Source organism: Enterobacter sp. fkY84-1 (assembly GCF_052974705.1).
In genome coordinates this window covers 3,739,929-3,763,522 of the sequence record NZ_CP169393.1, presented here as the reverse complement: position 1 = coordinate 3,763,522, position 23,594 = coordinate 3,739,929, and the positions used below count along the sequence as shown (strand labels likewise).

At 43.7% G+C, this 23,594-nt stretch carries 25 protein-coding genes; 17 read left to right on the top strand and 8 right to left on the bottom strand.

Annotation, left to right across the window (positions count from 1 at the left end; translation table 11 throughout):
- Positions 1 to 18: 18 nt before the first annotated feature.
- Both ACEPLT_RS17960 and ACEPLT_RS17955 read left to right on the top strand, forming a co-directional pair.
- The gene (locus ACEPLT_RS17960) at positions 19 to 1,305 is read left to right on the top strand and encodes a tyrosine-type recombinase/integrase (RefSeq protein ID WP_106926094.1); all 1,287 of its coding nucleotides are present in this window, start codon (positions 19 to 21) and stop codon (positions 1,303 to 1,305) included.
- A 147-nt stretch (positions 1,306 to 1,452) separates the two neighbouring features.
- The gene (locus ACEPLT_RS17955; RefSeq protein ID WP_447088301.1) at positions 1,453 to 3,003 is read left to right on the top strand and encodes a hypothetical protein; all 1,551 of its coding nucleotides are present in this window, start codon (positions 1,453 to 1,455) and stop codon (positions 3,001 to 3,003) included.
- A gap of 79 nt (positions 3,004 to 3,082) precedes the next feature.
- Here the strand turns inward: ACEPLT_RS17955 and ACEPLT_RS17950 are convergent, their stop codons facing one another.
- Genes ACEPLT_RS17950 through ACEPLT_RS17935 form a run of 4 tightly spaced genes read right to left on the bottom strand, consistent with a single transcriptional unit; the run spans position 3,083 to position 4,631 of the window.
- The gene (locus tag ACEPLT_RS17950) at positions 3,083 to 3,418 is read right to left on the bottom strand and encodes a hypothetical protein (protein WP_000831713.1); all 336 of its coding nucleotides are present in this window, start codon (positions 3,416 to 3,418) and stop codon (positions 3,083 to 3,085) included.
- A gap of 30 nt (positions 3,419 to 3,448) precedes the next feature.
- Complete coding sequence (locus ACEPLT_RS17945) at positions 3,449 to 3,808, bottom strand: hypothetical protein (protein WP_001080420.1); 360 nt, start codon at positions 3,806 to 3,808, stop codon at positions 3,449 to 3,451.
- Between the two features lie 14 nt (positions 3,809 to 3,822).
- Positions 3,823 to 4,350 (bottom strand): hypothetical protein, encoded by a 528-nt coding sequence (locus ACEPLT_RS17940; protein WP_000246194.1) that lies wholly within the window; start codon positions 4,348 to 4,350, stop codon positions 3,823 to 3,825.
- An 11-nt stretch (positions 4,351 to 4,361) separates the two neighbouring features.
- A complete protein-coding gene (locus tag ACEPLT_RS17935) occupies positions 4,362 to 4,631 on the bottom strand; it encodes a helix-turn-helix domain-containing protein (RefSeq protein ID WP_001669504.1) in 270 nt (89 codons plus the stop codon).
- A gap of 121 nt (positions 4,632 to 4,752) precedes the next feature.
- On the opposite strand from ACEPLT_RS17935, the gene ACEPLT_RS17930 reads away from it, so the two are divergent.
- The 5 genes from ACEPLT_RS17930 to ACEPLT_RS17910 all read left to right on the top strand — a co-directional run bounded on the left by ACEPLT_RS17930 (position 4,753) and on the right by ACEPLT_RS17910 (position 7,999).
- Positions 4,753 to 5,241 (top strand): hypothetical protein, encoded by a 489-nt coding sequence (locus ACEPLT_RS17930; protein ID WP_000095785.1) that lies wholly within the window; start codon positions 4,753 to 4,755, stop codon positions 5,239 to 5,241.
- A 354-nt stretch (positions 5,242 to 5,595) separates the two neighbouring features.
- The gene (locus tag ACEPLT_RS17925; RefSeq protein WP_077906665.1) at positions 5,596 to 5,988 is read left to right on the top strand and encodes a DUF2787 family protein; all 393 of its coding nucleotides are present in this window, start codon (positions 5,596 to 5,598) and stop codon (positions 5,986 to 5,988) included.
- Between the two features lie 119 nt (positions 5,989 to 6,107).
- A complete protein-coding gene (locus tag ACEPLT_RS17920) occupies positions 6,108 to 6,569 on the top strand; it encodes a hypothetical protein (protein ID WP_447088381.1) in 462 nt (153 codons plus the stop codon).
- A gap of 1 nt (position 6,570) precedes the next feature.
- Positions 6,571 to 7,023 (top strand): RadC family protein, encoded by a 453-nt coding sequence (gene radC / locus ACEPLT_RS17915; protein WP_000177772.1) that lies wholly within the window; start codon positions 6,571 to 6,573, stop codon positions 7,021 to 7,023.
- A 46-nt stretch (positions 7,024 to 7,069) separates the two neighbouring features.
- A complete protein-coding gene (locus ACEPLT_RS17910) occupies positions 7,070 to 7,999 on the top strand; it encodes a tyrosine-type recombinase/integrase (RefSeq protein ID WP_001223957.1) in 930 nt (309 codons plus the stop codon).
- A gap of 694 nt (positions 8,000 to 8,693) precedes the next feature.
- Here ACEPLT_RS17910 and ACEPLT_RS17905 read toward each other — a convergent pair.
- Positions 8,694 to 9,221, bottom strand: coding sequence for a hypothetical protein (locus ACEPLT_RS17905; protein WP_000162159.1), 528 nt, complete (start codon positions 9,219 to 9,221; stop codon positions 8,694 to 8,696).
- 295 nt (positions 9,222 to 9,516) lie between these two features.
- Here ACEPLT_RS17905 and ACEPLT_RS17900 point away from each other — a divergent pair, with 295 nt between their 5' ends.
- The 3 genes from ACEPLT_RS17900 to ACEPLT_RS17890 all read left to right on the top strand — a co-directional run bounded on the left by ACEPLT_RS17900 (position 9,517) and on the right by ACEPLT_RS17890 (position 12,454).
- Positions 9,517 to 9,723 carry a helix-turn-helix transcriptional regulator gene (locus ACEPLT_RS17900; RefSeq protein ID WP_024135708.1) on the top strand — a complete coding sequence of 69 codons (207 nt, stop codon included), beginning with the start codon at positions 9,517 to 9,519 and terminating at the stop codon, positions 9,721 to 9,723.
- Positions 9,720 to 10,598 (top strand): hypothetical protein, encoded by an 879-nt coding sequence (locus ACEPLT_RS17895; protein WP_000701351.1) that lies wholly within the window; start codon positions 9,720 to 9,722, stop codon positions 10,596 to 10,598. The genes ACEPLT_RS17900 and ACEPLT_RS17895 overlap by 4 nt, the downstream gene beginning before the upstream one ends.
- 164 nt (positions 10,599 to 10,762) lie before the next feature.
- Positions 10,763 to 12,454: a DUF927 domain-containing protein gene (locus ACEPLT_RS17890; protein ID WP_447088300.1), complete on the top strand. Its 1,692-nt coding sequence runs from the start codon at positions 10,763 to 10,765 to the stop codon at positions 12,452 to 12,454.
- A gap of 55 nt (positions 12,455 to 12,509) precedes the next feature.
- On the opposite strand, the gene ACEPLT_RS17885 is transcribed toward ACEPLT_RS17890, so the two are convergent.
- Positions 12,510 to 12,962 (bottom strand): hypothetical protein, encoded by a 453-nt coding sequence (locus ACEPLT_RS17885; RefSeq protein ID WP_001090726.1) that lies wholly within the window; start codon positions 12,960 to 12,962, stop codon positions 12,510 to 12,512.
- Positions 12,963 to 14,011: 1,049 nt separating this feature from the next.
- On the opposite strand from ACEPLT_RS17885, the gene ACEPLT_RS17880 reads away from it, so the two are divergent.
- The 6 genes from ACEPLT_RS17880 (at position 14,012) to ACEPLT_RS17855 (ending at position 21,903) form a co-directional block, all read left to right on the top strand.
- On the top strand, positions 14,012 to 15,484 hold the full coding sequence (locus tag ACEPLT_RS17880) for a hypothetical protein (protein ID WP_447088299.1): 1,473 nt from the start codon (positions 14,012 to 14,014) through the stop codon (positions 15,482 to 15,484).
- 131 nt (positions 15,485 to 15,615) lie between these two features.
- Positions 15,616 to 17,151: a class I SAM-dependent DNA methyltransferase gene (locus ACEPLT_RS17875; RefSeq protein WP_000808307.1), complete on the top strand. Its 1,536-nt coding sequence runs from the start codon at positions 15,616 to 15,618 to the stop codon at positions 17,149 to 17,151.
- Complete coding sequence (locus tag ACEPLT_RS17870) at positions 17,151 to 18,899, top strand: restriction endonuclease subunit S (RefSeq protein WP_447088298.1); 1,749 nt, start codon at positions 17,151 to 17,153, stop codon at positions 18,897 to 18,899. Before ACEPLT_RS17875 ends, ACEPLT_RS17870 begins: the two co-directional genes overlap by 1 nt.
- A gap of 22 nt (positions 18,900 to 18,921) precedes the next feature.
- Positions 18,922 to 20,523, top strand: coding sequence for an AAA family ATPase (locus ACEPLT_RS17865; RefSeq protein ID WP_000861764.1), 1,602 nt, complete (start codon positions 18,922 to 18,924; stop codon positions 20,521 to 20,523).
- 56 nt (positions 20,524 to 20,579) lie between these two features.
- Positions 20,580 to 21,332, top strand: a complete 753-nt coding sequence (locus ACEPLT_RS17860) for a hypothetical protein (protein WP_447088297.1) — start codon at positions 20,580 to 20,582, stop codon at positions 21,330 to 21,332.
- A gap of 400 nt (positions 21,333 to 21,732) precedes the next feature.
- The gene (locus ACEPLT_RS17855) at positions 21,733 to 21,903 is read left to right on the top strand and encodes a hypothetical protein (protein WP_000069461.1); all 171 of its coding nucleotides are present in this window, start codon (positions 21,733 to 21,735) and stop codon (positions 21,901 to 21,903) included.
- On the opposite strand, the gene ACEPLT_RS17850 is transcribed toward ACEPLT_RS17855, so the two are convergent.
- Together ACEPLT_RS17850 and ACEPLT_RS17845 are read right to left on the bottom strand one after the other, a co-directional pair.
- The gene (locus ACEPLT_RS17850) at positions 21,900 to 22,517 is read right to left on the bottom strand and encodes a Fic/DOC family protein (RefSeq protein WP_000092527.1); all 618 of its coding nucleotides are present in this window, start codon (positions 22,515 to 22,517) and stop codon (positions 21,900 to 21,902) included. The two genes, ACEPLT_RS17855 and ACEPLT_RS17850, sit on opposite strands and share 4 nt — an antisense overlap.
- Before the next feature lie 325 nt (positions 22,518 to 22,842).
- Positions 22,843 to 23,073, bottom strand: coding sequence for a SymE family type I addiction module toxin (locus tag ACEPLT_RS17845; RefSeq protein ID WP_447088296.1), 231 nt, complete (start codon positions 23,071 to 23,073; stop codon positions 22,843 to 22,845).
- 175 nt (positions 23,074 to 23,248) lie between these two features.
- Between ACEPLT_RS17845 and ACEPLT_RS17840 the strand changes: the two genes are divergently transcribed.
- Positions 23,249 to 23,593 carry a nitrous oxide-stimulated promoter family protein gene (locus ACEPLT_RS17840; protein ID WP_008499590.1) on the top strand — a complete coding sequence of 115 codons (345 nt, stop codon included), beginning with the start codon at positions 23,249 to 23,251 and terminating at the stop codon, positions 23,591 to 23,593.
- Position 23,594 lies beyond the last annotated feature (1 nt).

Here is a 23,594-nt window from a genome sequence, read left to right as displayed (position 1 = left end):
CATGATAACGGAGTCTTTATGGCAGGAAAACAAGAGGGAAAGCCACTTTCGTTTAAAGCGGTAGAAATGATGAAGCCTGGCGACAAAGATAAGGCTGATGTAGGCGAAAATCGAGGCTTACGTATCTCCTGTGGTGCAACTGGGGTTAAGTCTTTTTTCTACCGTTACACAAGTCCTCTGACTGGCAAGCTTGCTCAGGTTAAAATTGGTAACTTCCCGCAGACTTCTCTCGCCGCTGCACGTCTTAAACTCCACGAATTAAAGCTCCTCCGACAGGAAGGTCGGTGCCCTGCGACTGAACTCAAAAAAGATAAGCTCCAGCGTGCGATTGAAGCTGAACAAGCTAAGATCCCTGAATTGACCGTACAGGGATTAGTTGAACTGTATCTTACCGAACGTATTGAGGATCGTAAAACGAAGGACGGAAAGATCATACCCGGTGCCAGAAAGCCGAAAGGGCAGGCTGAGGTTCGTCGTACTCTCTATGGTGACGCTGTTAAAAGCTTAGGAACCCGGAATGCTGCTGAGATTACGCGCCAGGATGTCATTAATTTAATCAATGGCATTGTAGCTCGAGGTGCAACTGTACAGGCAGGGAATGTACTGAGGGAGCTTTCACTCGCATATGAATTTGCAATTGGCCTTGGGCGCTTTGATGACAGTTTTGCGAATCCAGCGTTGTTAGCAAAATCCAGCTTACGACAGACCAGAATCAAGCTCACAAATGGACGTGGAACACGGGTACTGAGTGAGGACGAGCTTGCTAAATTCCTTAAGTGGCTTCCGAGTTCTGCTTATACGCCAACGATCAAAAACGTGTTACGTCTGACTCTCTGGACCGGGTGTCGTACAGGTGAAGTCTGCAATATGGCATGGAAGGATGTTGATCTTGAAAAAGGCACTATTCATCTGCGAGAAACTAAAACAGGGATAGAGCGCTACGTACAGTTATCTGATCAGGCAATCGACTTTCTCAAAGTACTACGGCTTACCTCTGACAAATATCTATTCCCTTCGCAAGCCACAAAGAAGCCAATCCAGCAGAAGTATCTAACTGAAAACTCATGGCGTTTACGTGAAAGCGGTCAAATGCTTGATATACCTCATTGGACGCCACACGATCTGCGTCGTACAGTGCGGACAGGATTATCCCGCTTGCAATGTCCAAATGAGGTAGCCGAGGCCATATTGGGGCATACGCGCGGTGGTGTTGAGGGGATTTATAACTTGTATAAGTATGACGCTGAGTGTCGGAAGTGGTTGCAGGTGTGGGCTGATTATTTGGATGAAAAATGCGATTACTGAGGTCTAAAATAATGATTATTTGATTTGTATTAATATTAAGGATGTAAGTTATTTTATAGGGGGCGTTAATATATTATGGGGTGATGTTTGTTGATGGTTTTAGATGGAACATAATGTCGGGTTTTATGTATGGATGAAGGTAATAAAATGAATATTTTAGATGATTTAGTTAATTCTGGGTATTTGATTTCAGGGGGGGTATTTGGAGGCAATGTAGAGGGTGTTGATGACTTGATTGGAAATAAAATCTCACCAGATGAAATTTTATTGCTTTCAATAATATCATATAGGGAGAATGAGGGGAGGAAGCTAGTTAATTGGGTCTTTAATAATATATGTGAAAATAAAAAGCAAAGGCATAAACTTAAACATGGTGGTTATGTCTCAGTTACCGCTAGAAGTGAACGATTGGTATTGTGGAAGCATATTCTCTCTAAAAGACTGCAAATAGGAGGTGTGAAGGAATATAAAAATGCTTTAAATAATGTTTGTAAGGCTTTGATTGCTTCTAATGATCATTATCCTCGAAGATTTAAATTTGAAAGTGAGTTTTCTGGTATTTCATTTACGCAGTATCGCGATAATTTTTTTATGCAGTTCTACCGATCTAGTATGATATTCATTAGTAGTAACTCATTAAATACATGCAAGGATGAATTTCAACGAGTAAACGGAATATCATTAAGAGACTATATATATCATGTCTTTATTATTGTTAATAGATACCAAAGGTTTGATGATATAGATTATTTTAAACCATATTATCTTCCTAAGTGGATGCTAGGGAGTGATGATCCTATCTTTCAAGGTTTGGATTATGAGAAAATAAAGATTGTGTTAGATTTAATATCAAAAAGGCAAAGCTCATTTTATAAGGAAATGCTGAATGATAAAAACGTTTATAAGAATTTTAATGTTTTCAAAAATCACCCGTTTCTGAGGGTTAATGATAAGATGATTATACCTCTGGACGGAAAATTTGCCGAGGATTTATTATTTAATAATCTGTATTATAAAATTGAATCGCTTCCTTCTCGCGAGAAATTTATTACAGAATTTGGCATCGCTTTCGAATCGTATGTTTCTAATTTAGTCGAGAAAGCATGTTCTTACAGAAATGAATATAATTTTATTCCAGAGTTCACATATCAAAAAGGTACTAAAAAATCTCCAGATGCAATGATTTATCATCATGAAAATAATACGATGCTCGTTATTGAGTGTAAGTCATCTCGGGTTCTCAACGCAATGCTTGATAAAGATGATGGAAATGTTTCATTTGATAGAAATGTCGAAAAGCTGCGAATAAAGCCTTGGAAACAGATGCATGCTTCAATATCAAATATTATTAAAGCTGAATATGACCCCGCTTTTTCCGAAAAAACCATGTATGTTTTTTTGTGTGTAACAATGAACAATATTCCGTTTTATCCTGTTGAAATGAAAATTGAGCAACAAGGAAGACGTATTGACAAGTACTTTTTTACAATGAGTATAGAAGAGTTTGAGATTTTTATGGAAGTGCTTTCGAGTGAGTCTAAATTTACATTTTACGAGATTTTACTTGGCTACAGAACGCATCAAAATTCAATGTCTATGAAAACATATTTAAATAGAATAAGAGAAAACGAAAAACTATTTAATGAAAAATATTCTGCGTATATCTCTTCTTCTTTAAAAGCGGTTTGGGAAGCATGATGCCGAAACTTTAACTAAGTCTCGGCAGCAGTGAAATCTACCTCCAAAACGAATATTGGTGTTTTGGAGTTGAATGCTTTTATAACCCAGATACATTTATATAAAACTGGCCTCTGCCCTCATCTGTTTTTTGTATCCGGTAGGTGATTGGCAGTGAGTCTTTCAGATCAGGTTTTGTGAACGTTAAATCAGCCGCACACTGGTAAACATCAAGGCCTGACTCATGGCTAATTGTTCTGACATTTTCAACTGAAATCCGCACATCCTTATCCAGTGTCATTCCTTTCTCGATTGTCTTTCTGGCAATATCCACGACCAGATTTTTAGCATCATCACTACTGCATTTCGGCGTTTTCTCACCACAGCCAGCCAACAAACCAGCCGCCATTAATACCAGAAGCATTGTTCTTTTCATCTAAGATTCCTTCGTTAATTAATGATACTTTTATTTCTTATTAAATAGGCCATCCATTGCACCTGCCGCAGAAGCCCCGCAGTATCCCTCGCAACCACGAGTCATAACGCTGGCCTTACCGTTTTTCAGTTCACTAATTACTGCAACACACTGGCTGGTTTTGTCATTCCAGACCCAGCGACGCATCTGGTTTTCTCCAGCAGCTATTTGCTGTGCTGTCCCCTCCATATTGCATACGCCCGAACCATCCCCCGTTGAGGCATTAATGTTGAATTCAGCATTGTCCTTTCCCGGATTCAGGGTTAGAACCGCTCCGGACTTTACGTACTGCGCTGCTGCGACAGGTAGCGTTATGGTTGCCATCAATAAGGCCAGCAGTTTTCTGTTCATTAAATAATTCCCTGTTAAGTGATACGGATGTTTTTAGTGATTTTCCCCAGTGCCAGCGGTCTGCGTTTTTCCACAAAGAAATAAACGACGTTGAATGCGGACTTGCGATGATTCCCTCGACCAAGAGAGGGCCAGTTGCGGAAAGATTCGATCTGTTCTTCTGAGTAGGGCGTGTCTGAGAAGTCAAACAGCACAAGCAAGGCTTTGCCGTCGTGCTTCATCAATTTCTTTACTTCTGTACTGTTGACGGTCGCGGAGACATTGGAACGTGACGCAGTTGGTTTACGTACTGCAAACTCAACGGCCACATCGTCAATGACAAAATCAATGTAACCGTGCCCGGATACAGTTCCTGGCAGTTTGCTTTTTACTTCCGGTGAGACGTTATCTGCAAACCAACCCAGCAAATAGCAACGTACCAGAGGCAGTAATTCCCGCTCGCTACATTCGTTCAGACGCAGTGTTTTGACGAACTCCCTGCGATAAAGAGAACTGAAAAAATACTCAAAGCATTCCGTTATTTCAGTGATGGTGGTTGCCATGGTTGCATCCTTTACCTGCTATTAGGTCCATTTTTAAGGGCATACCTTTCCGGCCATAATGTTTCTGGTGTGGTATCCAGAGCCCCGGCAATAATGCGCTCAGCTCTGGGATAATGACGCTCTAAGGCATTATTTAATGTACGTGGCGCGAGGCCGTGACTGCGTGACAGTGACGCCAGCGTTAACCCTCGCTTGTGAAGTGCTGCCACAATATCGGCACGATGCCAGTTCCCTGAACTTCCTTTGCTCTGCTTTTTCTGCGATGCTGTTGAGTTACGCACAGTATTAACTCCATGGAATCAGTACATGGATATTAAATGCGAATAAAAGATACCTTTCAAGTTCTTTTGGTATCTATTTGTGGTTTTTCATATTAACGCATTGATATCTGGTGAAATTTATATGAGCAGTAAGAGATCAGTATCGGCTATACCGACCCATCCTGAAGCTTCTGTTGAAGAGGCTAAAGACTGGCTGACAGCAGAGGAATTCACTCATATTGAGGGAATGCCGGGCACACCTCGCGGTGCAAGAATGCGCCTGGAAAAGCTGGCATCCCTGCACCCGGAAATACGTCGTAAAAGGACTGCCGGGAAAGGCGTTGTTTACCATATCAGCGCAGCTTCAATGTCGCTTGACGATGAGAGAAGCAGGGCTAAGGGTGAAGCGTTTACTCTCACCGACAGCGATCGCCAGCTTAGTCTCTGGATACAGCTATATCGCAATATGTCACCCTCTTCACGGTCGCAACTGATGGAACTGGCTCTGAAACGGGTAAAGGACGATTTGATATCTCAGGGGCCTGATGTTTCTGAACTGGCGGTACAAATCATGAAACTGCCTGAAGATGAGCGTAATCGCCTGTTTGAAAAGCTGAACGGGAAGGTGTGATAGCGTCAGTTTTCCGCCATGCCAGACAGAAGGAACCACCCCGGAATCCTGACCCGTCTGACATGGCAGAATGGAAAGTATGCCATCACTTAATAATGAATAAAAATCTGTTGTCAGTTATTTCACTTCTGAACTGCATATTGGTTTCTTGTTGTTATTATTTGCATTGAAAGTATATTTTTGATATAATGATATTGCTGATGAACTATATTTTTCCCAGTCAGTACGTTGTCATGCACTTACCATTTATTAGGTGATTAAATCCCACCTGTGCTGGTGCAGACATAACGTCTTATCAGAATATGTTGAGCAGGAAAGTCACTGATGAATATTGTCCATCAGGAAGGGCTAGCTATGCCCGTCGATCAGAAATTAATAAATATCATATTAAATGAAGCGGGAAATCCACCGCCGCATAAAGCCAAAATTACAGCCGTTAGTCTGTTATTTAAAGACCTGAGTTACAGCGCGGAAAAGGGCGGTTACCATCCTGTCGAAATACGGCTTATTTCTCGCAATGACGAATGGTATTTTGATTACATCACCGACTTCAGTTATATGGGGACGGTATACCCCGAACTGGAAAAGGAAATTGATATCAGCTGGAGTCAGCAATATGTTTTTCTTGCTCATATTGGTGATCTGCCTGTTAACGCCGGAAGGGAGTTGTTTGAACTCTGGCAATCCAACTTTATTCAGTATCACGCCATGAACGTTTACACCATTACCGTCCTGTGGGAAAGCTAATCCCGCCGCACTAACTATCACTACATTATGGGGAATTATCTGTGACGACTGACAGAGGGATACGTGCGTCTCAACAGGGCGAACTGGATTGTCTTTGCGGTGCTTATTGCGTGGTTAACATGCTGAGCTGGCTGTATGACGGCAGGGTGAAACGACGCCCGTTAATGAACTGGCTTATTCAGACTTATCAGCAGCGCTGGCCTTTGCATGAATGGCTGACTGAAGGAATTGAAGAAGACCGCTTAGACTGGTTAATAGCTCAGGTGTTGCAGAAAGGGCATTACCGCCGCCAGTTCCCGGTTGAAATCACCAGACCCTTTGCAGGGACTCGGGGGTTAACAGACGGGCGGCTGTTCAGGGAAATGCAGCGGTTTCTTGACGTCACTGACCACTCTCGCCTGATTATGCTCAGCGACCAGTTTCACTGGTCCCTTCTGGTCAAAATGGACGAAGAAATGCTCTGCTTCTTCGACAGCAACGGGCGAACCACCATGCCCCGTAAAGCTTTCTCCCTGCGTACTGGCGTAACCCGCCGCCAGCTGTTTCCAGACGCCATTTACTTCATTAAACGGGAGTTCTGAAATGACCATGTTTACCCAGCGTGAAACCCGTATCCTTGACCAGGCGCGTGACATCATCAGCCGGTACTATCAGCGTGGGGTTCAACTCTGCTCCCCTGATGATGTGCGACGGTGCGTAATGGTTGAGCTGGCACCGCTCGAACATGAAGAGTTTGGCATCATCCTGCTCGATAATCAGAATCAGCTGCTGCACCGAGAAATCCTGTTCAGGGGTACGTTAAACTCGGTCAGCGTTCACCCCCGTGAAGTTATTAAGCGTGTACTGAAACATAATGCCGCCGCAGTCATCCTTGTCCACAACCACCCCAGCGGCGAGCCTGAACCCAGCCGTTGTGACATCCAGTTGACCAAAAAGCTTCAGGAACTGCTCGAAATGCTGGATGTGCGGTTGCTTGACCACTTTATCGTGGCGGGAACTGAAACGGTGTCGATGGCTGAACGGGGGCTGGTGTGATGCCCAAAGTTACCTGGTTTAATGTACGTTATTGCGGGTTAGGCGCATGAGAAAGGCTGCGTTGCGTCAGGTCGTGCCGGTGGTGCAAACCACCGTGTTCGATGCGTATACTGGCGGTCTGGCTCCTTCTGGGCGCAGAGGTATCACCAGCCTGTTAAACCGCAGCGCCAGCATACTTAAACGCGGTACGGATGCAGCAGACTACCCGTGGGAACAACTTAACTACGCCGCCGTCGCTAAAGTACGTGCGGCACTGCTGGATGACGGTTACGCCGTGTCATCGGTCAACATGGCGCTGTCAGCGCTCCGGGGCGTGGCGCAGACGGCCTTTAACCTCAATAGTATGAACGCCGAAACGCTGGCCCGTATCCGGTCAGTGAAGCGCGTGAACGGCGATATCCAGCGTAAGGGAAGGGCATTAGACAGGCCGGAAATCCGGGCACTGATTCAGGCTGCAAAACAGCATCCGCAACCGGTGCGGCGCTGCCGTGATACCGCCATTGTGCTGACGCTTTGCGGAACGGGCCTGCGAGCCGGGGAACTGGCTAAACTTGAGCGCCGGGACTATGACAACGGCATCCTGACAGTGAGGCAAGGGAAAGGGCGAAAGTACCGCGAAATTCATGTGGCGGATGCAGTGGATAAAGCCATCCGCGCGTGGCTAAAGGTCAGTGCAGATGAGGCTGACAGTGCGTTGTTCAGGCGAATTCATCGCAGTGGTAAGGTCGCAAGCCAGCCGCTGACTACGACCGGGTTAACGGGTATCCTGGCTGAGTTACAGCAAACGACAGGCATAGCACGTTTTACTCCACATGACATGCGGCGTACCTTCATCACCCGTTTGCTGGAGCAAGGCGTGGATATCAACACCGTCCGCCAGCTGGCAGGCCACAGCGATATTTCCACGACAACGGGCTATGACTGTCGTGGTGAGGGGATGAAAATACGCGCCAGTCAGCAGCTTAAATGCTGGTAATAACCAGCACAGTTTGTAATGAACCCGGAGCCGAACGACGCAAGTAGAAACGTGTAACAGGTGCGGATAACGCGTACATCCACATCACGTTTATCCTAGTACGGTGGTTTTCGAAGAATTGTCGCTCAGCCCCAATGTTTATTAAAATATTAAGAGCTATTTAACGGGTATTAGTTGTGCAAATAATAATATAAACGAAAAGATGAGCAGAGTAACAATAACAAAGTAAATTATTAGTGTGTTGTTACCCCCTATAGGGTGATCTGCGAGTGTGAATATGGCATCCAGCATTGAAACGGCTATCGCTGATACTGTAGTGCCAAGGGTTAGTAGCTTGGTATTGTGCTCACCGGATATTTTTCTCATTCTCTCCATAATAACAGTGCCTAATACAAAAAAAGCATATGCGATATTAATTAATACCACAATCCATGGGTGCTCAAAATATCGTGAAAGGAAAAAAACAAACAGATAAATGAAGGATGATACAAATGTCACTACTACTAGCTTGGGTGAGTAATTATCGAACAGTTTCAAGCTCAATTCCTTCTCAATTGTTAAATATAAATTTTTAAGCAAAACAGGGATGAAAAGCAATAGTTTTATGACGAAATACAGTGGACCGGCGTCAGGTTTAATAAATAATAATTTTGACCCTAATGACCCAGAAATGTAGGCAAGCTTAGGGGTATATCTAACGTACACTTTTTGCACCAGGTGCTCTTTTGCGCTGCCCGCGTTTATTCAGTGCCTGCAGGTGTTCTCTCAGCAGATCGGTGGGCTGCCCATCTCGGGTGATAATTGTATCAATATCGCGGTTATCCCAGCGTGATGGCTTTCGGGCTGCTGCTGTCAGTGGTTTGTCTGCGAACAGGTCATCTGGGGTCGGAAATTGCGCCTGGTTGAGGTACAACACCATCTGTGCTGTGGAGCTGCCGTTGCCTTTTAGAGTCGTGACGCGTTGATAAATGTCGTAGAGGATCTGGGCTTTGACCGTTTTGGGTGGGGGTAAAGCATCATAAAGTGGAAGGGTTGTGCGGGACTTTTCCAGCAGGTTATAGGCTACCTCAATACAGTAACTCATGGTCATATTCAGCGGTTCACCACTCCTTTTTTCTTCTTTTGCCCAGCCCGGATAATGCTGTGAAGCAATCATTGTCAGCTTTCTGAGTGAATCCGCACCCAGCTCAGGGTAAACTGGTATTAAATGCTTCTTTGTCATTAAAATATCCATTTTAAAGATGATTTGTGAATTTTTAAGGTGATTTATGCTTTATTCTGGTTATCTGAATACTCTGCATCAGGCACCAAGCGGCTTTAGGAAAAAATTATAAATAGTTGTTTATAAAAATCAATTAGTTAATTTTTTAGGTTCTTAGACCCCGTTTTAGATCTAAATGTTGAAGCTAAAAATGCAATCGATTGCTTTGGCACGGGAACTCAATTTTCACTTTTTACCTACGGAACCCCGTAAAAACCATGGTTTAGGATACTCCCATCACATTTCAGGAGGAATCATGGCAATAAAACGAGTATTAAAAATTAATGATGTTTTGCACCGTTGTAGCATTTCAAGATCGTCTCTTTATCGCTTAATTTCCAAGGGGCACTTTCCCTCGCAGCTCCGCTTGTCACCGGAAGGTCGTAGTGTCGGCTGGCTTGAAGAAGACATAGAGGGATGGATTTCTAGTCGTAAGCCTATCAACGATGGAACGCTTAAATGAAAATTCCGTCAGTGAAGATAAACGAAGCGGTGATGCAGCCCCCTGTTAATCCTCAGCTCGAGGCGTTCGCAAAAGAAATTAAAAGACAGGTGCCTAAATTCGAAACTATCGAAGATGTCTACGAAGAAAGATTAAAGCGTATAACGTCATTACGAACTATAGGGAGGCGTCTGGATAAAAGGGAGTATCTAAAATTAGCAATAAAGCTTGAAAACTGTTGGCTCGGTGGGCCTTGTGGGAGCGCGGCATGTCCGGAATGCTTCAGACTACACCGGCTGGAAATGATTGGGGAGGTACTTCGCTTATGTAAGAAACGGAAGAATTGGCGAGGCTTAACCTTAATATTCTATCAGGATACACTTAGTGACAGTCAATTGCTTCAATGGCAGCCCGATACATTAATAGCACGGCTTCGTCGCTGGTTAAATGAATGTGGCTTCTCTGGAATGGTGATTGGTGGGTTCGAAATGGATTATCACACAGATATTAAAAAGTGGATGCCCCATTTTCACCTTATCATTCCCAATGACAAACAGGCTATTAAAAGGCTACGTATCAGGATGAAGAACAAGAAGAACATGAATACGCGGGAAAATGTAGTAAACCGCCCTATGCTCGTGAGCAAGTTAAAAAATCCAATACGACAGGTGAGCTACCGTTTTAAAGCTATCTGGTGGCGAGTCGAATCAATCCAGTATGATGATTATCATATACAAGGGAGCAAGGAAAGGAAAAGGAAGCGCTGGACTAAAAAATACCGTCTATTTCGTAAGCAATATGTTGATTCTCTGATTAAGCTAGATTCTATTGGTATAGCCGGATTGACTTTTATGTATAAGGTAAGGAAGTATGGTGACCATTTGATATTAAAATAATTTTATGATCTATTAGCTATATGTACCAGTTGTAAACTGTTTCTGCAATTTTCGATCAAGTAATAATGTTGTATGAGAAATCATGCAAGGAACCCTTACGACCTAATTATGGCGTTAATTGTAATAGCTGTGAGGGAATCTTTAAATAAAATAAGGCTCCGTTAATGAAGGTATATAAAGAAAATTTAAGTGACAAAGAAGAAAAATTACTTGTTACATTGTTGGCTCGTACAAAAATTTCCGAATTATGTCCAGTTGCATACCGGTTTATTAAAATCACTGATTCGCAGGGGCTGGAGTCGACATGTGTACTTGTCCCTGCTTTGGCACTTGTCAGTGTATTAGAGTTGAAGAAAACGTTATTAAAATGTGGGCATAATCCCAATGTAACTAAAGAATACTGGAGTCGGGCGTATCAGGAGGTCGTTAAGGAAACGGATAAGGTAATCACACTGTGCTATAAGCCTGGTTTTTATGGTGATGCTTATTTGCGTGTTAATGATAAAGTAGTTGGTGAGATAAAAGAAGATAAACCAATATTACACCCCAGCGCAAAAAATCATTTACCTGTCGAAAACAAACAGGAAACATTAAAATTATGGAAAATGAATGTTGCTCCATATGCACTGCACAGTTCGCGCATTTTGCTGGCTCTGTGCTGCGGATTTTCTGGCTTTCTCCTTAAGCTCGCAGATATGGAAGGGGGCGGGTTTCATCTGTGGGGAATGAGCAGTATAGGAAAAACCTCCAGTGCCTACATGCTGGCGTCATTAGCCGGGACACCTAAAGACATTGTCGTACTGTGGAACAATACGGACAAAGGGCTGGAGGAGATTGCCGTGGCCCATAACGACAGCTACCTGGTTCTCGATGAGTCGAAGCTGTTAGATAAAGACGTACTGGCAGCCGCTAAAATCATGCAGAACCGCGTGTATACGTTATCGGGTGGTAAAGGGAAAACACGCTCGGCAATGTATGAGAACAAAGTGGCTGAATGGCAGGTAAGTCTGTTCAGTACGGGCGAGTGCAGCCTTCAGCAACTGGCTACTTCCGGGAACGTTGAGCGGCTCGAAGGCGAAAATGTCCGTGTCATTGACGTTCATGCAGATGCTGGTGCTGAAATGGGGATCTTCGAATCACTACCGGAAGGTGTTAATTCCAGCAATGAACTTGTACATGCGATCAAGGATGCCACTCACCGCTATTACGGCAGCGCAAAACCTGCTTTTCTCAAGCGTCTCGTGGCTGATATTCAGGATGACCGTGAGAGTGTGAAACGGAAGCTCGAAAAGGGGATTGAGTTCTTCCTGGACAAGCACAAGGTGGATCGCAATTCGGGTATTCAGGTGCGTATAGCCAAACGTTTTGCCATCGCTTATGTTGCAGGTTGCATTGCTGTGAAATATGGTGTTTTACCTTTCAACAAACTGGATATCATGAAAGGGATATCAACCTGCTACCTGGATGCACTCAAGGGAAATGTCCCGGAAGCAAAACCTGAATCAGCGCATACACCACTGGACAGCTCGCTTGATGCCATCATAAAGCTCTGTCAAAGCGACGACATTTTGAACCTGACCGGGAATAAACGTATAGCGCAGAAATACATTAAAAAAGCACGGGTTATTATTCACAAAGTTAAAGGGCGTATGGTTTATGCGGTTGATAAAGATCTTGTGCATCATTACTTACCAAAAAACCATCGCAAGGGCGTATTAACATTGCTGACAAAACAAGGGGTTTTATTATCCGATGTCCACAAGGATTACAGTACTGTCCAGATTGTTTACAAACGCCATCAGGTGGGCCGCCGGTATTGCTTTGTATGCAACAAGCTGAATAAGATTATGAAGTAAAGCTTCCCGGTTCATAAGTCATGAATGGAGCGACTGCAGGCACTCCATTTTTAACTTAAAAATCTTTCAGGTTAATATTGAAATAGGGCGTCAATATCAGCTCTTCAAATAAGTCATATTCGTGGTGCGGAACCTTAACAAAGGTAGAGTTGTGATTAGGTGTCCACCATTTCTCGACGCCATAATACGCCTCTCTGGCATTAGCTTTGTGGATCAGTCGGAATGGTCTGTCCATCCAACCATCACTGTGTTTTGTGAAATAGTTAACCGGGCCAGTGAACTGACCAAGCAGGTATACACCCTGATTACCGTGGGTCAGGTAGAAGTAATCACCAATCGGAGCGTTTACAAACTCCTCTGCCTGGCTGACGGAAGACTGCCCTTTACCAGCGGTCGTTCGGTGAATGTAGACGAGCTTTTCATCAATACATTCGACCATATCCAGGAATGAGAACTCCTTCCAGCCATGTGACAGCTTCCAGAAATTGGGCATCAAATCGGTATTCATAAGCCTCTTAACTTTTGGTTGTGATTGAGAATGTTAGGTTGATATTCGGGGAATCGTGATGACCATTCTGGCGTTGAATACCCATGATCGCAACAAGGTTTGTTGATGAGCTTTTCGCTGAAATCGTTCAAAGTGGATATCGGGAGGGTATGTAGATGCGTTAACTCGCCCAGTTGCTGAAAATGGGTGATCAACACTACTCAGCACTGGTAGGCTAACCATGGTGAAAACATTTGGCGCTTTGAAAAAAGTGATTTAGTGATTTAGTGATTGCGGCTTTGTAGGCGAGCCTGGTCTCTGACTATGCAATTCTGCATTCAACGCAGAGTCGGGTTGCTGTCCTTCACCAGCAATTCATCCCTAAGCAAGGATGCTGTCCGCTTCGTCATCAGCCTGTTGTACGGAGACCAGCCCGGCAGATTCAGAGGCCAGTTACTTCACTGATTAATCGGTTAACAGGCAGAACTGAAATGAGTTACCTGCAAAAAAACACTCTTCCAGACCGCCCAACGTTGCCGGATTTTGACCTAGTAGACCAGCTAGCTACCGCTGCTGTTTAGTGTCAGATTCGCATCTCGTACAATGGTAGGGGAAAACCGCCGATGGCTTTCCTTGACTCTGACAGTTGCAAGGAGCGGCGGTTTTGAGCAAATTCGAGGTTTCAAAAGAATAAAACCAGAGAATAACATGTGTCTACAACCGCTATTGAATATCACTGGGAGGAAGTTGCACCGCTTAATAACCGGTAACGTTTTACGTATCCGCTAATCCCATTCTGGCTAAGCTGATATTTATTCGCTATTTGCTTCTACAAGGTATATAGACGTATCTATTATGCTCTGTATATACTCTATCTCTATATTATTGTATATATGTCATTACATACTATAGCCATTATCCAGTATCAGCTATCATGAGGCTCCAGCCTCCAATATTATGATCATTATCCAGCATCTGAATCTTGTTGGGTTCACACAAGATTTGCGTAATTCAGTTGTAAATAAATGGGGTCAGGGCATGGTGCTTTGATCTCAATATACAGGTGAATTATGAAACCATACATTACGCATAACAATATCCTAGTGACAGATTCAACGCTGGACTATTTCAAGTCGGTCGTTTTCAGTATTCCTTATAATGGTGTGCCAAGTCTTCGGCGTCCATTTTATCGTAATATAGCAGTATTTCTTCAGCATGTTATTTGTGTGTCGACCTGTAGTCGTAAAAACAAGAAAAAAGCAAAGATTAAGGCGAGTAAAAAATGGTCTTATTCTGTGCCTGTTCCATTTGAATTAGGCAGGGCGAAGCTTCCTGGAGTATTTAAGAAAAGTGGGGCGACCAATGAGCGTGCAATGGAAGCGCTGAAAAATGCCGGGATCATAAAACTAACCGGGTATTCCAATGCTCAAAGTTCTTGCCGGGAATATGCTGTTTCTCAACGTTTCCTGCGTAAGTTGTTTGGCAACGACAGAGAGGCATACCTTAGCCGTAAGGATCGCTACCATTATCTGACGGATATTTTCACCAAGCGTAAAAGCTACTCATTTGATGAATTGATCGGCGTTGCGATCGACCGTGGGCAGAATGCTAAACATCAGCAGTCTAAACGCGATATCCCTAACGTAGCCTTCAGGGAACTGGTTGTGAGAGTTTGGGACAACCTTGAGCCGCTTGTAATCAATCTGGATGCATTGCTGGATTACTATAACGAGTATCCCACAAAGAAGAACAAAATATTCATTTTCAACTTCCTGTCGCGACTTGCTGAAACAGGCGTGGATTTGGTGAAGGAATCACCGTTAACGGTTTCTTACAGGCAGTCGTATAAAACAGCGTACATCGGCGGGAGATCCTTTGAGGTTGGTACAGGCTTCCAGACTCTACCGTCTAAAATGAAGTGGGCGTGTCTGGCACGTGGTGTGAACTATGACATCAAGGTATGCCAGCTTGAGATACTGCGACATGAGCTGTTGAGTATTGGCATTTCGGCCAAGTCGCTGGAGGTGCTGGAAACTCAATATATCTGCCGGGTATTGCGTATTGCTGAGGAATTGGTGAAGCAATTCAGGTTTTCCAGCGTATTCAACGCCGGGTTCGTTACGCTATCGCTAAAATCCAGTACCAGACGCTTGCTGAATCGTGAGTTAGGCAAGGTCGAGGCTGAGCGGGTACTGAAACGTTGGAAACGTCTTCTGAAACCCCTGAGGCGAGATCTGGCTTTACTGCTGGATCATTATGAGGGCAAAGCATTGACCAATCGTTACGGCAAATGCGTTACGAATGCAGTAGGGCAGCCATTTAACATTACCTACAAAGATGTGGCGGCGCGTAAACGCAGGAAGTCAGATGTGATGCGCCGAAAGCTGTTGTCGCACATGCTACAGGGTCTGGAAAGTAAGGCCGTATACGATTACGTAGCCAGCAATAAGGGGGTATGCGCACTGGAACACGATGGGTTTGTTTCATTTGTAGAGGTCACTAACTGGTCCCATCCATACCTGTTGATTGAGAAAAAGCATTAAAGGTAGTTGTGAATTATCTACAACTGCACAAGTTGAGCTGAAATTAGTATAAACAACTCGTATCTTTTCATGATGTTATGGTGTATTGTTGATTACAATGACCACAGCTACATCCTGAGTTAACTGATGATATGAAGCAAGAAACAATCGTTCAAAAAATTTGGAATCTATGTAATATCCTTCGAGGTGACGGAATCACCTATTATCAGTATGTATCTGAACTCAGTTATCTGCTGTTTCTAAAGATTGCTCAGGAAAATGGTTCAGAAAAATTGATACCTGAAGGTTATCGCTGGGCTGATCTTGAGTCTCATCCAGAGGAAGGATTGCTAGGATTCTATCAAGAAATGCTCACCCATTTGGGTGCAAATGTTGAAAATGAAGTCATAAAGGCGATTTACGCATTCCCTACAACAGTTTTCTCCCATTCTGAAAATTTAAAAGCTGTTGTCGATGGTGTTTCAAAAATAGAGTGGCATCAAGTAGGAAAAGATGGATTTGGCGACCTCTACAGCGGTTTAATTGATAAAAGTGCTCAGGACACTCGTTCTGGAGCAGGGCAGTATTTCACTCCGCGGCCTTTAGTTAATACTATTGTGAGATTAATACAGCCAGATCTTGGCGAGTTAATTCAAGACCCTGCGACAGGTAGTGGTGGTTTCTTAGTTTCTGCTGATAGTTATATCCGAAGAAAATATTCACGAGAAGAGTATCAATTTAACCCACCTAAGTATCAAGGGGTGGAAATAGAGAAAAACACTCGTCGAATTTGCTTAATGAATGTTTTTTTACATGATTTAGATGCGGACATTATTTATGGCGATGCTTTGACCGATGATTCGTCAGGCTTGGACGAGGCTGATGTAATCATAGCCAACCCTCCATTTGGTAATAAGGCCGGGGGGCAACGCCCCTTGCGCAATGATATTCCATATCCCAATACCAATAAACAGTTTGCTTTTTTACAGCATATTTATTTGAGACTTAAAGCAGGCGGCAGGGCTGCCGTAGTGTTACCAGATAATGTATTGTTTGAATCTGGTGTCGGCACGGATATACGCCGTGATTTAATGGATAAATGTAATCTCCATACTATTTTACGCCTGCCAACAGGTATTTTTTATGCTCATGGAGTTAAAACCAATGTTCTATTTTTTACCAAGGGAACGGTCAAAGATAAATATCAGAAAAATAACTGCACCAAGAATGTCTGGGTGTACGATCTGCGTACAAATATGTTCAATTTTGGTAAACGTACACCTTTTGGTAATTCCGATATTGGATTTTCGCAAGAAGATTTTGGGACAGATCCGCACCTTGGAGCATTCGAGAAAGTTTTTGGTAACAACCCTGACGGAACCAGCAAACGTACTGAAGGTGAATATAGTTTTGGTGCAAAAGACATTCAAGTAGACAAAGATGTTGTAGTAGAAAACCAGAATGTTGATGCACAGCTAGCTCATTCTCGTTGGCGCTGCTTTAGCCGCGAGTGGATTGCCACCACTAAAGGAGACTCACTAGATATCTCTTGGCTGAAAGACATAAACAGCGTCGATGCGGCTAATTTGCCGGAGCCTATGGTTTTGGCACGGGAAGTGAAAGAAGAGCTAGAAGCCGCGCTGAGTGAGCTTGATAGGCTACTGGCGGAATTGGAAGGAGCTAATTGATGATTGATTTCCAATTACCTCGGGGATGGTGCATCTCCAGAATCTCTGACATTTCCATTAAAGGCGAACAGCGTAAACCTTCAGCAGAAGAAGTATTTCTTTATATTGATATCGGGAGTATTAACAGAGATTCGAAATGTATAGAATCTCCCCAAAAACTAATTGGTAAAGATGCTCCGAGCCGAGCCAGAAAGGTTATCAACACTGGAGATATTCTTGTATCTCTGACAAGACCCAATCTCAATGCTGTCGCACTGGTACCCCATGAATTAGACAACCAGATTGCTTCGACAGGCTTGGAAGTTATCAAATCATTGTTGGTTGACAGTCGCTATATTTTTGCATTGACTCGTTCAAAAGACTTTATCGAGTCAATTAGCGGTACTGTACAAGGTGCTTTATATCCAGCAGCTAAATCTTCAGATGTGCAGGCTTATACATTCCCTTTACCTCCTTTAGCTGAACAAAAAATCATAGCTGACAAGCTAGATATTCTATTGGAAAAAGTTGAGACTACCAAAACCTGCCTCGAACATGTTCCTGAAATCATTAGATTTTTCCGCCAATCCGTTCTTGCCGCTGCAGTGAGTGGCAAGTTGACGGAAGAGTGGCGACTCAAGAACCCAACTGAGCAAGCTAGATTTCATATTGAAAAGCATAACGCGAATAAAAAAGGGTTGCTAAAAGTTCGAGGGAAAAATGATTGGAAATCAGAAGTTAATCTTTTTGAATTACCAACCAACTGGGATTGGATTGAGAATCATGAACTAGCAATAGATAAAAGTAATGCCATATGCGCAGGTCCTTTTGGTACAATTTTTAAGGCTAAAGATTTTAGGGATGAAGGTATTCCTATAATCTTTCTAAGACATGTTAAAGAATCAGGATTTAACCAAACCAAACCAACTTTCATGGACAAGGAAGTATGGAAAGAAATACATCAAGATTATTCAGTGTTTGGTGGTGAACTGCTTGTTACAAAATTAGGCGATCCTCCAGGTGAATGCTGCATTTTCCCTGAAGAAATGGGAGTGGCAATGGTAACACCGGATGTTCTAAAAATGAACGTAGATGCTAATTTAGCAAATAAAAAATATTTGAAGCATTTTTTTAACTCGCCTATTAGTAAAAAAATGTTAGCAGAGGCTGCTTTTGGTGCAACTCGTCTAAGAATCGATATAGCGCTGTTTAAGCTATTTCCAATACCCCTCCCTCCACTTGAGGAACAGAACCAAATCGTTCATCAAATCGAAGAACTTTTCGCGTTTGCGGATAATATCGAATTAAGAGCCAATGTTGCATTAGAACGAGTAAATAACCTCACTCAATCCATTTTAGCCAAAGCGCTACGGGGTGAGCTAACTGCTGACTGGCGCACCTCTAACCCTGAGCTAATCAGTGGTGAAAACAGTGCTGAAACCCTGCTAAAAAGGATTAACACAGTACGTGAAGCTATCAAAAGACAACCTAAGCCTAAACGTTCTGCGGTAAAAAAAAATACAGGTAGTCGAATGAACAAACAAATCATCAAAGTGGTTGAAGCATTAAAACAGGCCGGAGAACCACTTAGTGGCCAACAACTATTAACGGCGGCTGGTTACCCCAATAATAGCAGTACTGAACAACTGGAACAGTTCTTTCTTGATATTCGCGACGCTCTTTTAGTGGAAAAATCTATTATGAAGCTTGAACGCGATGGAGATAGCCAGGATTGGTTTGCCTTGGCTAAGACATCCACCGGTGAATAAGGCAAAGAACTAAGGATAGTCCATGAAAGTCGATAAACTACATATTCGCTCACGCTTTAAAAATCTTGAGAACGTGGAAGTGGATTTTGACGAAGATCACCTCATGACGGTCGTCGTGGGTCGAAATGGTTCCGGTAAGTCCAACGTTCTCGAAGCATTGGTGGCAATATTTCGCAATCTTGATCTTGGTGAAGCGCCCCCTTTTTCTTATGAGCTAGTTTATCGATTAGGTGAGTGCCACAAACCTAATCACCCGAGTGAGCGATGGCTGGAAATTGCCATTGATGCCGATCCAAATCGCGGCACACTAGCAAAGCAATATGAAGTGCATGTGCGCGATCTTTTGAGTGACGATATATCAAAGGATATGTTCGGTGAACATTCTTTAGGTATTCCCATTCCGTTTTCAAAAGTTAGTCGAGATAAAGGCGGTAAAGCACCATACCTACCTAACTATGTCTTTGCATACTATTCCGGCCCCAGTGATCGCCTTGAAAACTACTTTAAAAAACACCGTACAGATTTCTACCGTAGGTTACTTGAAGATAAACTGGATCTGAAAGGCGATATTCGCCCGTTATTCTACGCTAAACCTCACCATAGCCAATTTGTACTGCTTGCTTTTTTCCTATCTGAGCGAGACAGCAAAGATAAGGCATTTTTGCGTGAACACTTAGGCATTGAAGAATTAGACAGCATTCATTTTGTGATGCGGAAACCGAGATGGGCTAAGAAGAAAGAAGAGCTTTTTTGGGGGGCTTATGGTGTCGTGCGCCGTTTTCTTGATGAACTCATAAGATACAGCTTATCTCCAGTGAAAGTGACGCGTAAAGAAGATTTATCTTTGACTGGCAAAGACATTCGTAATGAGTTCTTCCACTTATTTTTACCGGATGCAAATGCCTTACGTGAGTTCGCTAAAGAGCTTAGTGCCGACGAACTGTTTAAAATGCTTGAAAGCACTCTTCTGTCGGAGATTATCTCTGAAGTTAGCATTCGAGTTAAAGTATCCAGCAGCAAAGAACCCCTTACTTTTCGTGAACTCAGCGAAGGTGAGCAGCAGCTATTGACCGTGTTGGGCCTACTCAGGTTCACTGGCGGAAAAGATTCTTTGTTTTTACTCGACGAACCTGACACCCATCTTAACCCCTCTTGGGCCGTTAAATATCTTAACTTCTTGCATGAATTTGTACCTAATCATGAAACCAGTCACTTGCTGATGGTAACTCATCACCCTCTAGCTATTGCCGAGCTGAAGAAAGAGCAAGTTCAGGTAATGAAACGCGATGATGAAAAGCAAATATCGGCCAAGATGCCTGATGAAAATCCGCGAGGAATGGGAATTAACTTAATTTTGCGTAGCGATATGTTCGGTCTGCAGACTACGCTTGATGATGATACTAACCAAAGGCTTACAAGCAGAAATGCGCTCGCTGCAAAGGAAACTTTATCTAAAGAAAAACTTGTTCGGGAGCAAGGATTTCCGCCTGAGGATGAAGAGCAGTACCTGGCTAGGCTTAATGCTCAACTCGAGCATTTGGGTTTCAACCTGGCAACGGATGACCCAGATTACCTTGAGTTTCTTCGTAATAAGTACCACGCCAAACATGAGGAAAGTCATTAATGCGTTGGATTTGTAAGGATGAGATTGAGGAATGCTTGACTCAGGCGTGGAAAGATATGGCTGAGCAAGCAAATGCTGAATTAATTGCCGCCCCGGACGAAGAAGCAAGGAAAGCGATATTAAGAAGAGTCGCTTCCTCAAATATTTGGCGTGAATTCTATAAATTGCTACCAGAGCCTTTAAAGCGAAAATGTTGGTATTGCGAAGCCGAGGAGATCCGGTCAGATATGCCGGTTGATCATTTCAGGCCAAAGAATAAGGTTGAAGATGATAAGCAACATGATGGTTATTGGTGGTTAGCATTCGATTGGCAAAATTATCGTTGCGCTTGCACGTTCTGTAATAGTCGTAGAGTTTTCGATGACACTGAGGGGGGGAAAGCATGCCGTTTCCCACTTGAAAACCCAGACGAGAGGGCCTTTGTACCTGCGGACCAAGACAAACTGAACAATGAACGACCGTACTTTCTTGATCCTTTCAATCCGGATGATGAGAAGTTGCTTTGGTTTGATAACGATGGGCTGCCACTCGCTAAGCCATCAGCAACAGTAGAGCAGCAAACAAAAGTACAAAATTCTATTGAAATATTTCACCTCCACGAAAGCAGAATAGTCAGAGCCAGGAACATAGTACGCTTAGAAGTGGAGAGGCAGGTTAGGAAAATAAAGACTAATGATAATGTGCAAGAAGCCAAAGCTAAGCTGCGTCGAATGGTAAGAGATACTGAAAAGTTATCGCGCGCAGCGGTAGTGTACTTGCGGGCGCATAGAGAGCTTCCTGAGGTGAAAGACATATTGAACTTGGATTAGCGCAAGCATTTATTGAATCAAGCGATCATTTCAGCGCAATTCGTTGAGCGTTTCTTACACCCTAAGTACCAAAGATAGGTTAACAAAACCCAAGAAATGGGAAGGACTAGCTGTTTAACATTCAATCTCAGTTGGCCAGTTTGGGTTAAAGCATCTTTGGGCGAAGAAACGGTTGATGCTGTCATTGAAAGCATGGGGGCGTTTGAGAAACATTCAGTTGCTTACCTGTCTGATGAGGATGTTGCTCGTTTAGCTAACCGTTTCATACTTGATGTACTGCTTAAAGGGCTTGGCCGATGAGTGAGTCTTTGACGGGGGCTTGATGTGAATTTGCGTAGAAGTTTTGGTATACTGTTTGAACGATGTCTTTCAGCCCAGATTCTGCTTTTCAGGAGTAATAATGAGCAATAACAAAAAAACTCAGGCAAGCTACGCTAAGCCATCTCGTGCTGATATCGTTCGCTCAGTAGCAACATCTACGGCTGTTGAAACAGGGCAGTCCTCCGCGAAGATCGAAGCTTCACTTGAAGCTACACGCAAAAAATTTGCTCATTTGCGTCTTGCGGTTTAACCCCTTCTTAATGCCTTACTGACCCAGTTTTTCATCGGCTCGTAGTCCATTGATACACCTGCATGGATAGCCGAGATATACTGGGTTTTGTTTTGCTCCCAGCTTTGATAATCCAGCGGTTTGTATCCTCCCTGAACGGCCATCACGTCGGCTAGCAGTCGCGACAGGCGTCCGTTTCCTTCTCTGAATGGATGGATAAGTATCAGCTCGATATGGGTGATGGCGATGGCGGTGATGAGTTGTTCTTCGTCCATGCCGCTACACGGCGTGTATTGAGCCAGATACTTGTTGTCGAATTCGCTCAGCAGTTTTGGCAATTGTGCTGAAGGGGCAAACATAAAGCCGCCTTTGCTGATATTGACCGCTCTTTCTTGTCCAGCCCACTCGTAGATGTTACCTAACCAACGGCGGTGCCAGCTTTTTAGCATGGCTACGCTAAGCTGTCCTTCTGGGAACTGTTCTTCAAAAACAGACTGGTAGAGTTGTTCTAACAGGACAAGTTCAGCCTCATCCATCTCATCAGAAGTAGCGATCCCCAGCTTATTAGCCAAAACCTGCTCGCCAGAGTCTTTCTCATACTGGCCTTCACTGCTGGATACATGGTATCGGCTCATGGAGATGCCCTGTGTTATTAGAGGGATGGGAAAACAGAGGGAGTATAACGCTGGATGAGTACAGCAAACAATATTCTTTAAATCAGATAGTTACAAAAGTGTAGGTTGAAATGTGGTTTTTATTTTCTGGTGGAAAATAATCTTTTATTATCAGCACTAACACACCAATGCATCATCGGCGTATGTGCGTCGAAATTGTCGAGTGTGCTCATGGAGTTATGATGTCCATTTCTTTGAATATAAACCGTTTTGAGCGGCTCAGTGGCCGTTTGTTCCTTCTATTGTCGCATGAAAAAAAGGTACGGCGCAGAAAAATGTCGCCGCTTTACGAGGCATCTTCCGACATGAGCTCAATGACGATTTTTCCATGCTCTGCGCCCACTCGCACCCGGGAGTGGGTGGTAAACCCTGCCTTTTCAAGCCAGTCACCTTTTAAGCTCAGCGCCGCATGCACGCTGTAGCGCTTCGGTATCTTGGTATTGCGGTCTTCATGGCGCTTTCTGAAATATCCCACTGTTAAATGGCGATAGGGTTTGTTGATAGCGAGTTCTTGCATAGGGTCTCCCGACAACACGGATAAAAGTCATTACTGATGCCTGTATAAAATACCAGTAATGGTTGGGCCTGGCAGGGCTAAAACTGGAATCAGGCTTCAGAAAACAACATGCAATAACTGAAATCCCGCATTGAAAGGTGTATTATTTTTGCACTTTATTGTTCGGTAAGTCGCTATGTCCGGTAAACGAATTTCACGCGAAAAAGAGACCATCGCGAAAATGATCGCGCTGTATCAGAAGCAGTGTCCTCAAGCCTCTGTGGAAGAGGGGCACTATCAGGCGCTAAATGCCTATGCCGATAAGCGTCTGGATAAATGCGTTTTCGGGGAGGAAAAGCCCGCCTGTAAACAGTGTCCGGTCCACTGCTACCAGCCTGCAAAACGCGAAGAGATGAAGCAGATTATGCGCTGGGCAGGCCCGCGAATGCTCTGGCGTCACCCCATTCTGACCGTCCGCCATCTGATGGATGACCGTCGTCCCGTACCGGAACTGCCGGAAAAGTATCGTCCGAAAAAGTGAC

Excerpts from the sequence above, each read along its gene's own strand:
- radC (WP_000177772.1), top strand. The coding sequence starts at position 6,571 with ATGACCATGTTTACCCAGCGTGAAACCCGTATCCTTGACCAGGCGCGT.
- ACEPLT_RS17870 (WP_447088298.1), top strand. The coding sequence starts at position 17,151 with ATGATTGATTTCCAATTACCTCGGGGATGGTGCATCTCCAGAATCTCT.
- ACEPLT_RS17875 (WP_000808307.1), top strand. The coding sequence starts at position 15,616 with ATGAAGCAAGAAACAATCGTTCAAAAAATTTGGAATCTATGTAATATC.
- ACEPLT_RS17900 (WP_024135708.1), top strand. The coding sequence starts at position 9,517 with ATGGCAATAAAACGAGTATTAAAAATTAATGATGTTTTGCACCGTTGT.
- ACEPLT_RS17840 (WP_008499590.1), top strand. The coding sequence starts at position 23,249 with ATGTCCGGTAAACGAATTTCACGCGAAAAAGAGACCATCGCGAAAATG.
- ACEPLT_RS17940 (WP_000246194.1), bottom strand. The coding sequence starts at position 4,350 with ATGGCAACCACCATCACTGAAATAACGGAATGCTTTGAGTATTTTTTC.
- ACEPLT_RS17910 (WP_001223957.1), top strand. The coding sequence starts at position 7,070 with ATGAGAAAGGCTGCGTTGCGTCAGGTCGTGCCGGTGGTGCAAACCACC.
- ACEPLT_RS17880 (WP_447088299.1), top strand. The coding sequence starts at position 14,012 with ATGAAACCATACATTACGCATAACAATATCCTAGTGACAGATTCAACG.
- ACEPLT_RS17895 (WP_000701351.1), top strand. The coding sequence starts at position 9,720 with ATGAAAATTCCGTCAGTGAAGATAAACGAAGCGGTGATGCAGCCCCCT.
- ACEPLT_RS17945 (WP_001080420.1), bottom strand. The coding sequence starts at position 3,808 with ATGAACAGAAAACTGCTGGCCTTATTGATGGCAACCATAACGCTACCT.
- ACEPLT_RS17920 (WP_447088381.1), top strand. The coding sequence starts at position 6,108 with ATGCTGAGCTGGCTGTATGACGGCAGGGTGAAACGACGCCCGTTAATG.
- ACEPLT_RS17855 (WP_000069461.1), top strand. The coding sequence starts at position 21,733 with ATGAGCAATAACAAAAAAACTCAGGCAAGCTACGCTAAGCCATCTCGT.
- ACEPLT_RS17930 (WP_000095785.1), top strand. The coding sequence starts at position 4,753 with ATGAGCAGTAAGAGATCAGTATCGGCTATACCGACCCATCCTGAAGCT.
- ACEPLT_RS17845 (WP_447088296.1), bottom strand. The coding sequence starts at position 23,073 with ATGCAAGAACTCGCTATCAACAAACCCTATCGCCATTTAACAGTGGGA.
- ACEPLT_RS17865 (WP_000861764.1), top strand. The coding sequence starts at position 18,922 with ATGAAAGTCGATAAACTACATATTCGCTCACGCTTTAAAAATCTTGAG.
- ACEPLT_RS17950 (WP_000831713.1), bottom strand. The coding sequence starts at position 3,418 with ATGAAAAGAACAATGCTTCTGGTATTAATGGCGGCTGGTTTGTTGGCT.
- ACEPLT_RS17960 (WP_106926094.1), top strand. The coding sequence starts at position 19 with ATGGCAGGAAAACAAGAGGGAAAGCCACTTTCGTTTAAAGCGGTAGAA.
- ACEPLT_RS17955 (WP_447088301.1), top strand. The coding sequence starts at position 1,453 with ATGAATATTTTAGATGATTTAGTTAATTCTGGGTATTTGATTTCAGGG.
- ACEPLT_RS17890 (WP_447088300.1), top strand. The coding sequence starts at position 10,763 with ATGAAGGTATATAAAGAAAATTTAAGTGACAAAGAAGAAAAATTACTT.
- ACEPLT_RS17885 (WP_001090726.1), bottom strand. The coding sequence starts at position 12,962 with ATGAATACCGATTTGATGCCCAATTTCTGGAAGCTGTCACATGGCTGG.
- ACEPLT_RS17850 (WP_000092527.1), bottom strand. The coding sequence starts at position 22,517 with ATGAGCCGATACCATGTATCCAGCAGTGAAGGCCAGTATGAGAAAGAC.
- ACEPLT_RS17925 (WP_077906665.1), top strand. The coding sequence starts at position 5,596 with ATGCCCGTCGATCAGAAATTAATAAATATCATATTAAATGAAGCGGGA.
- ACEPLT_RS17860 (WP_447088297.1), top strand. The coding sequence starts at position 20,580 with ATGGCTGAGCAAGCAAATGCTGAATTAATTGCCGCCCCGGACGAAGAA.
- ACEPLT_RS17905 (WP_000162159.1), bottom strand. The coding sequence starts at position 9,221 with ATGACAAAGAAGCATTTAATACCAGTTTACCCTGAGCTGGGTGCGGAT.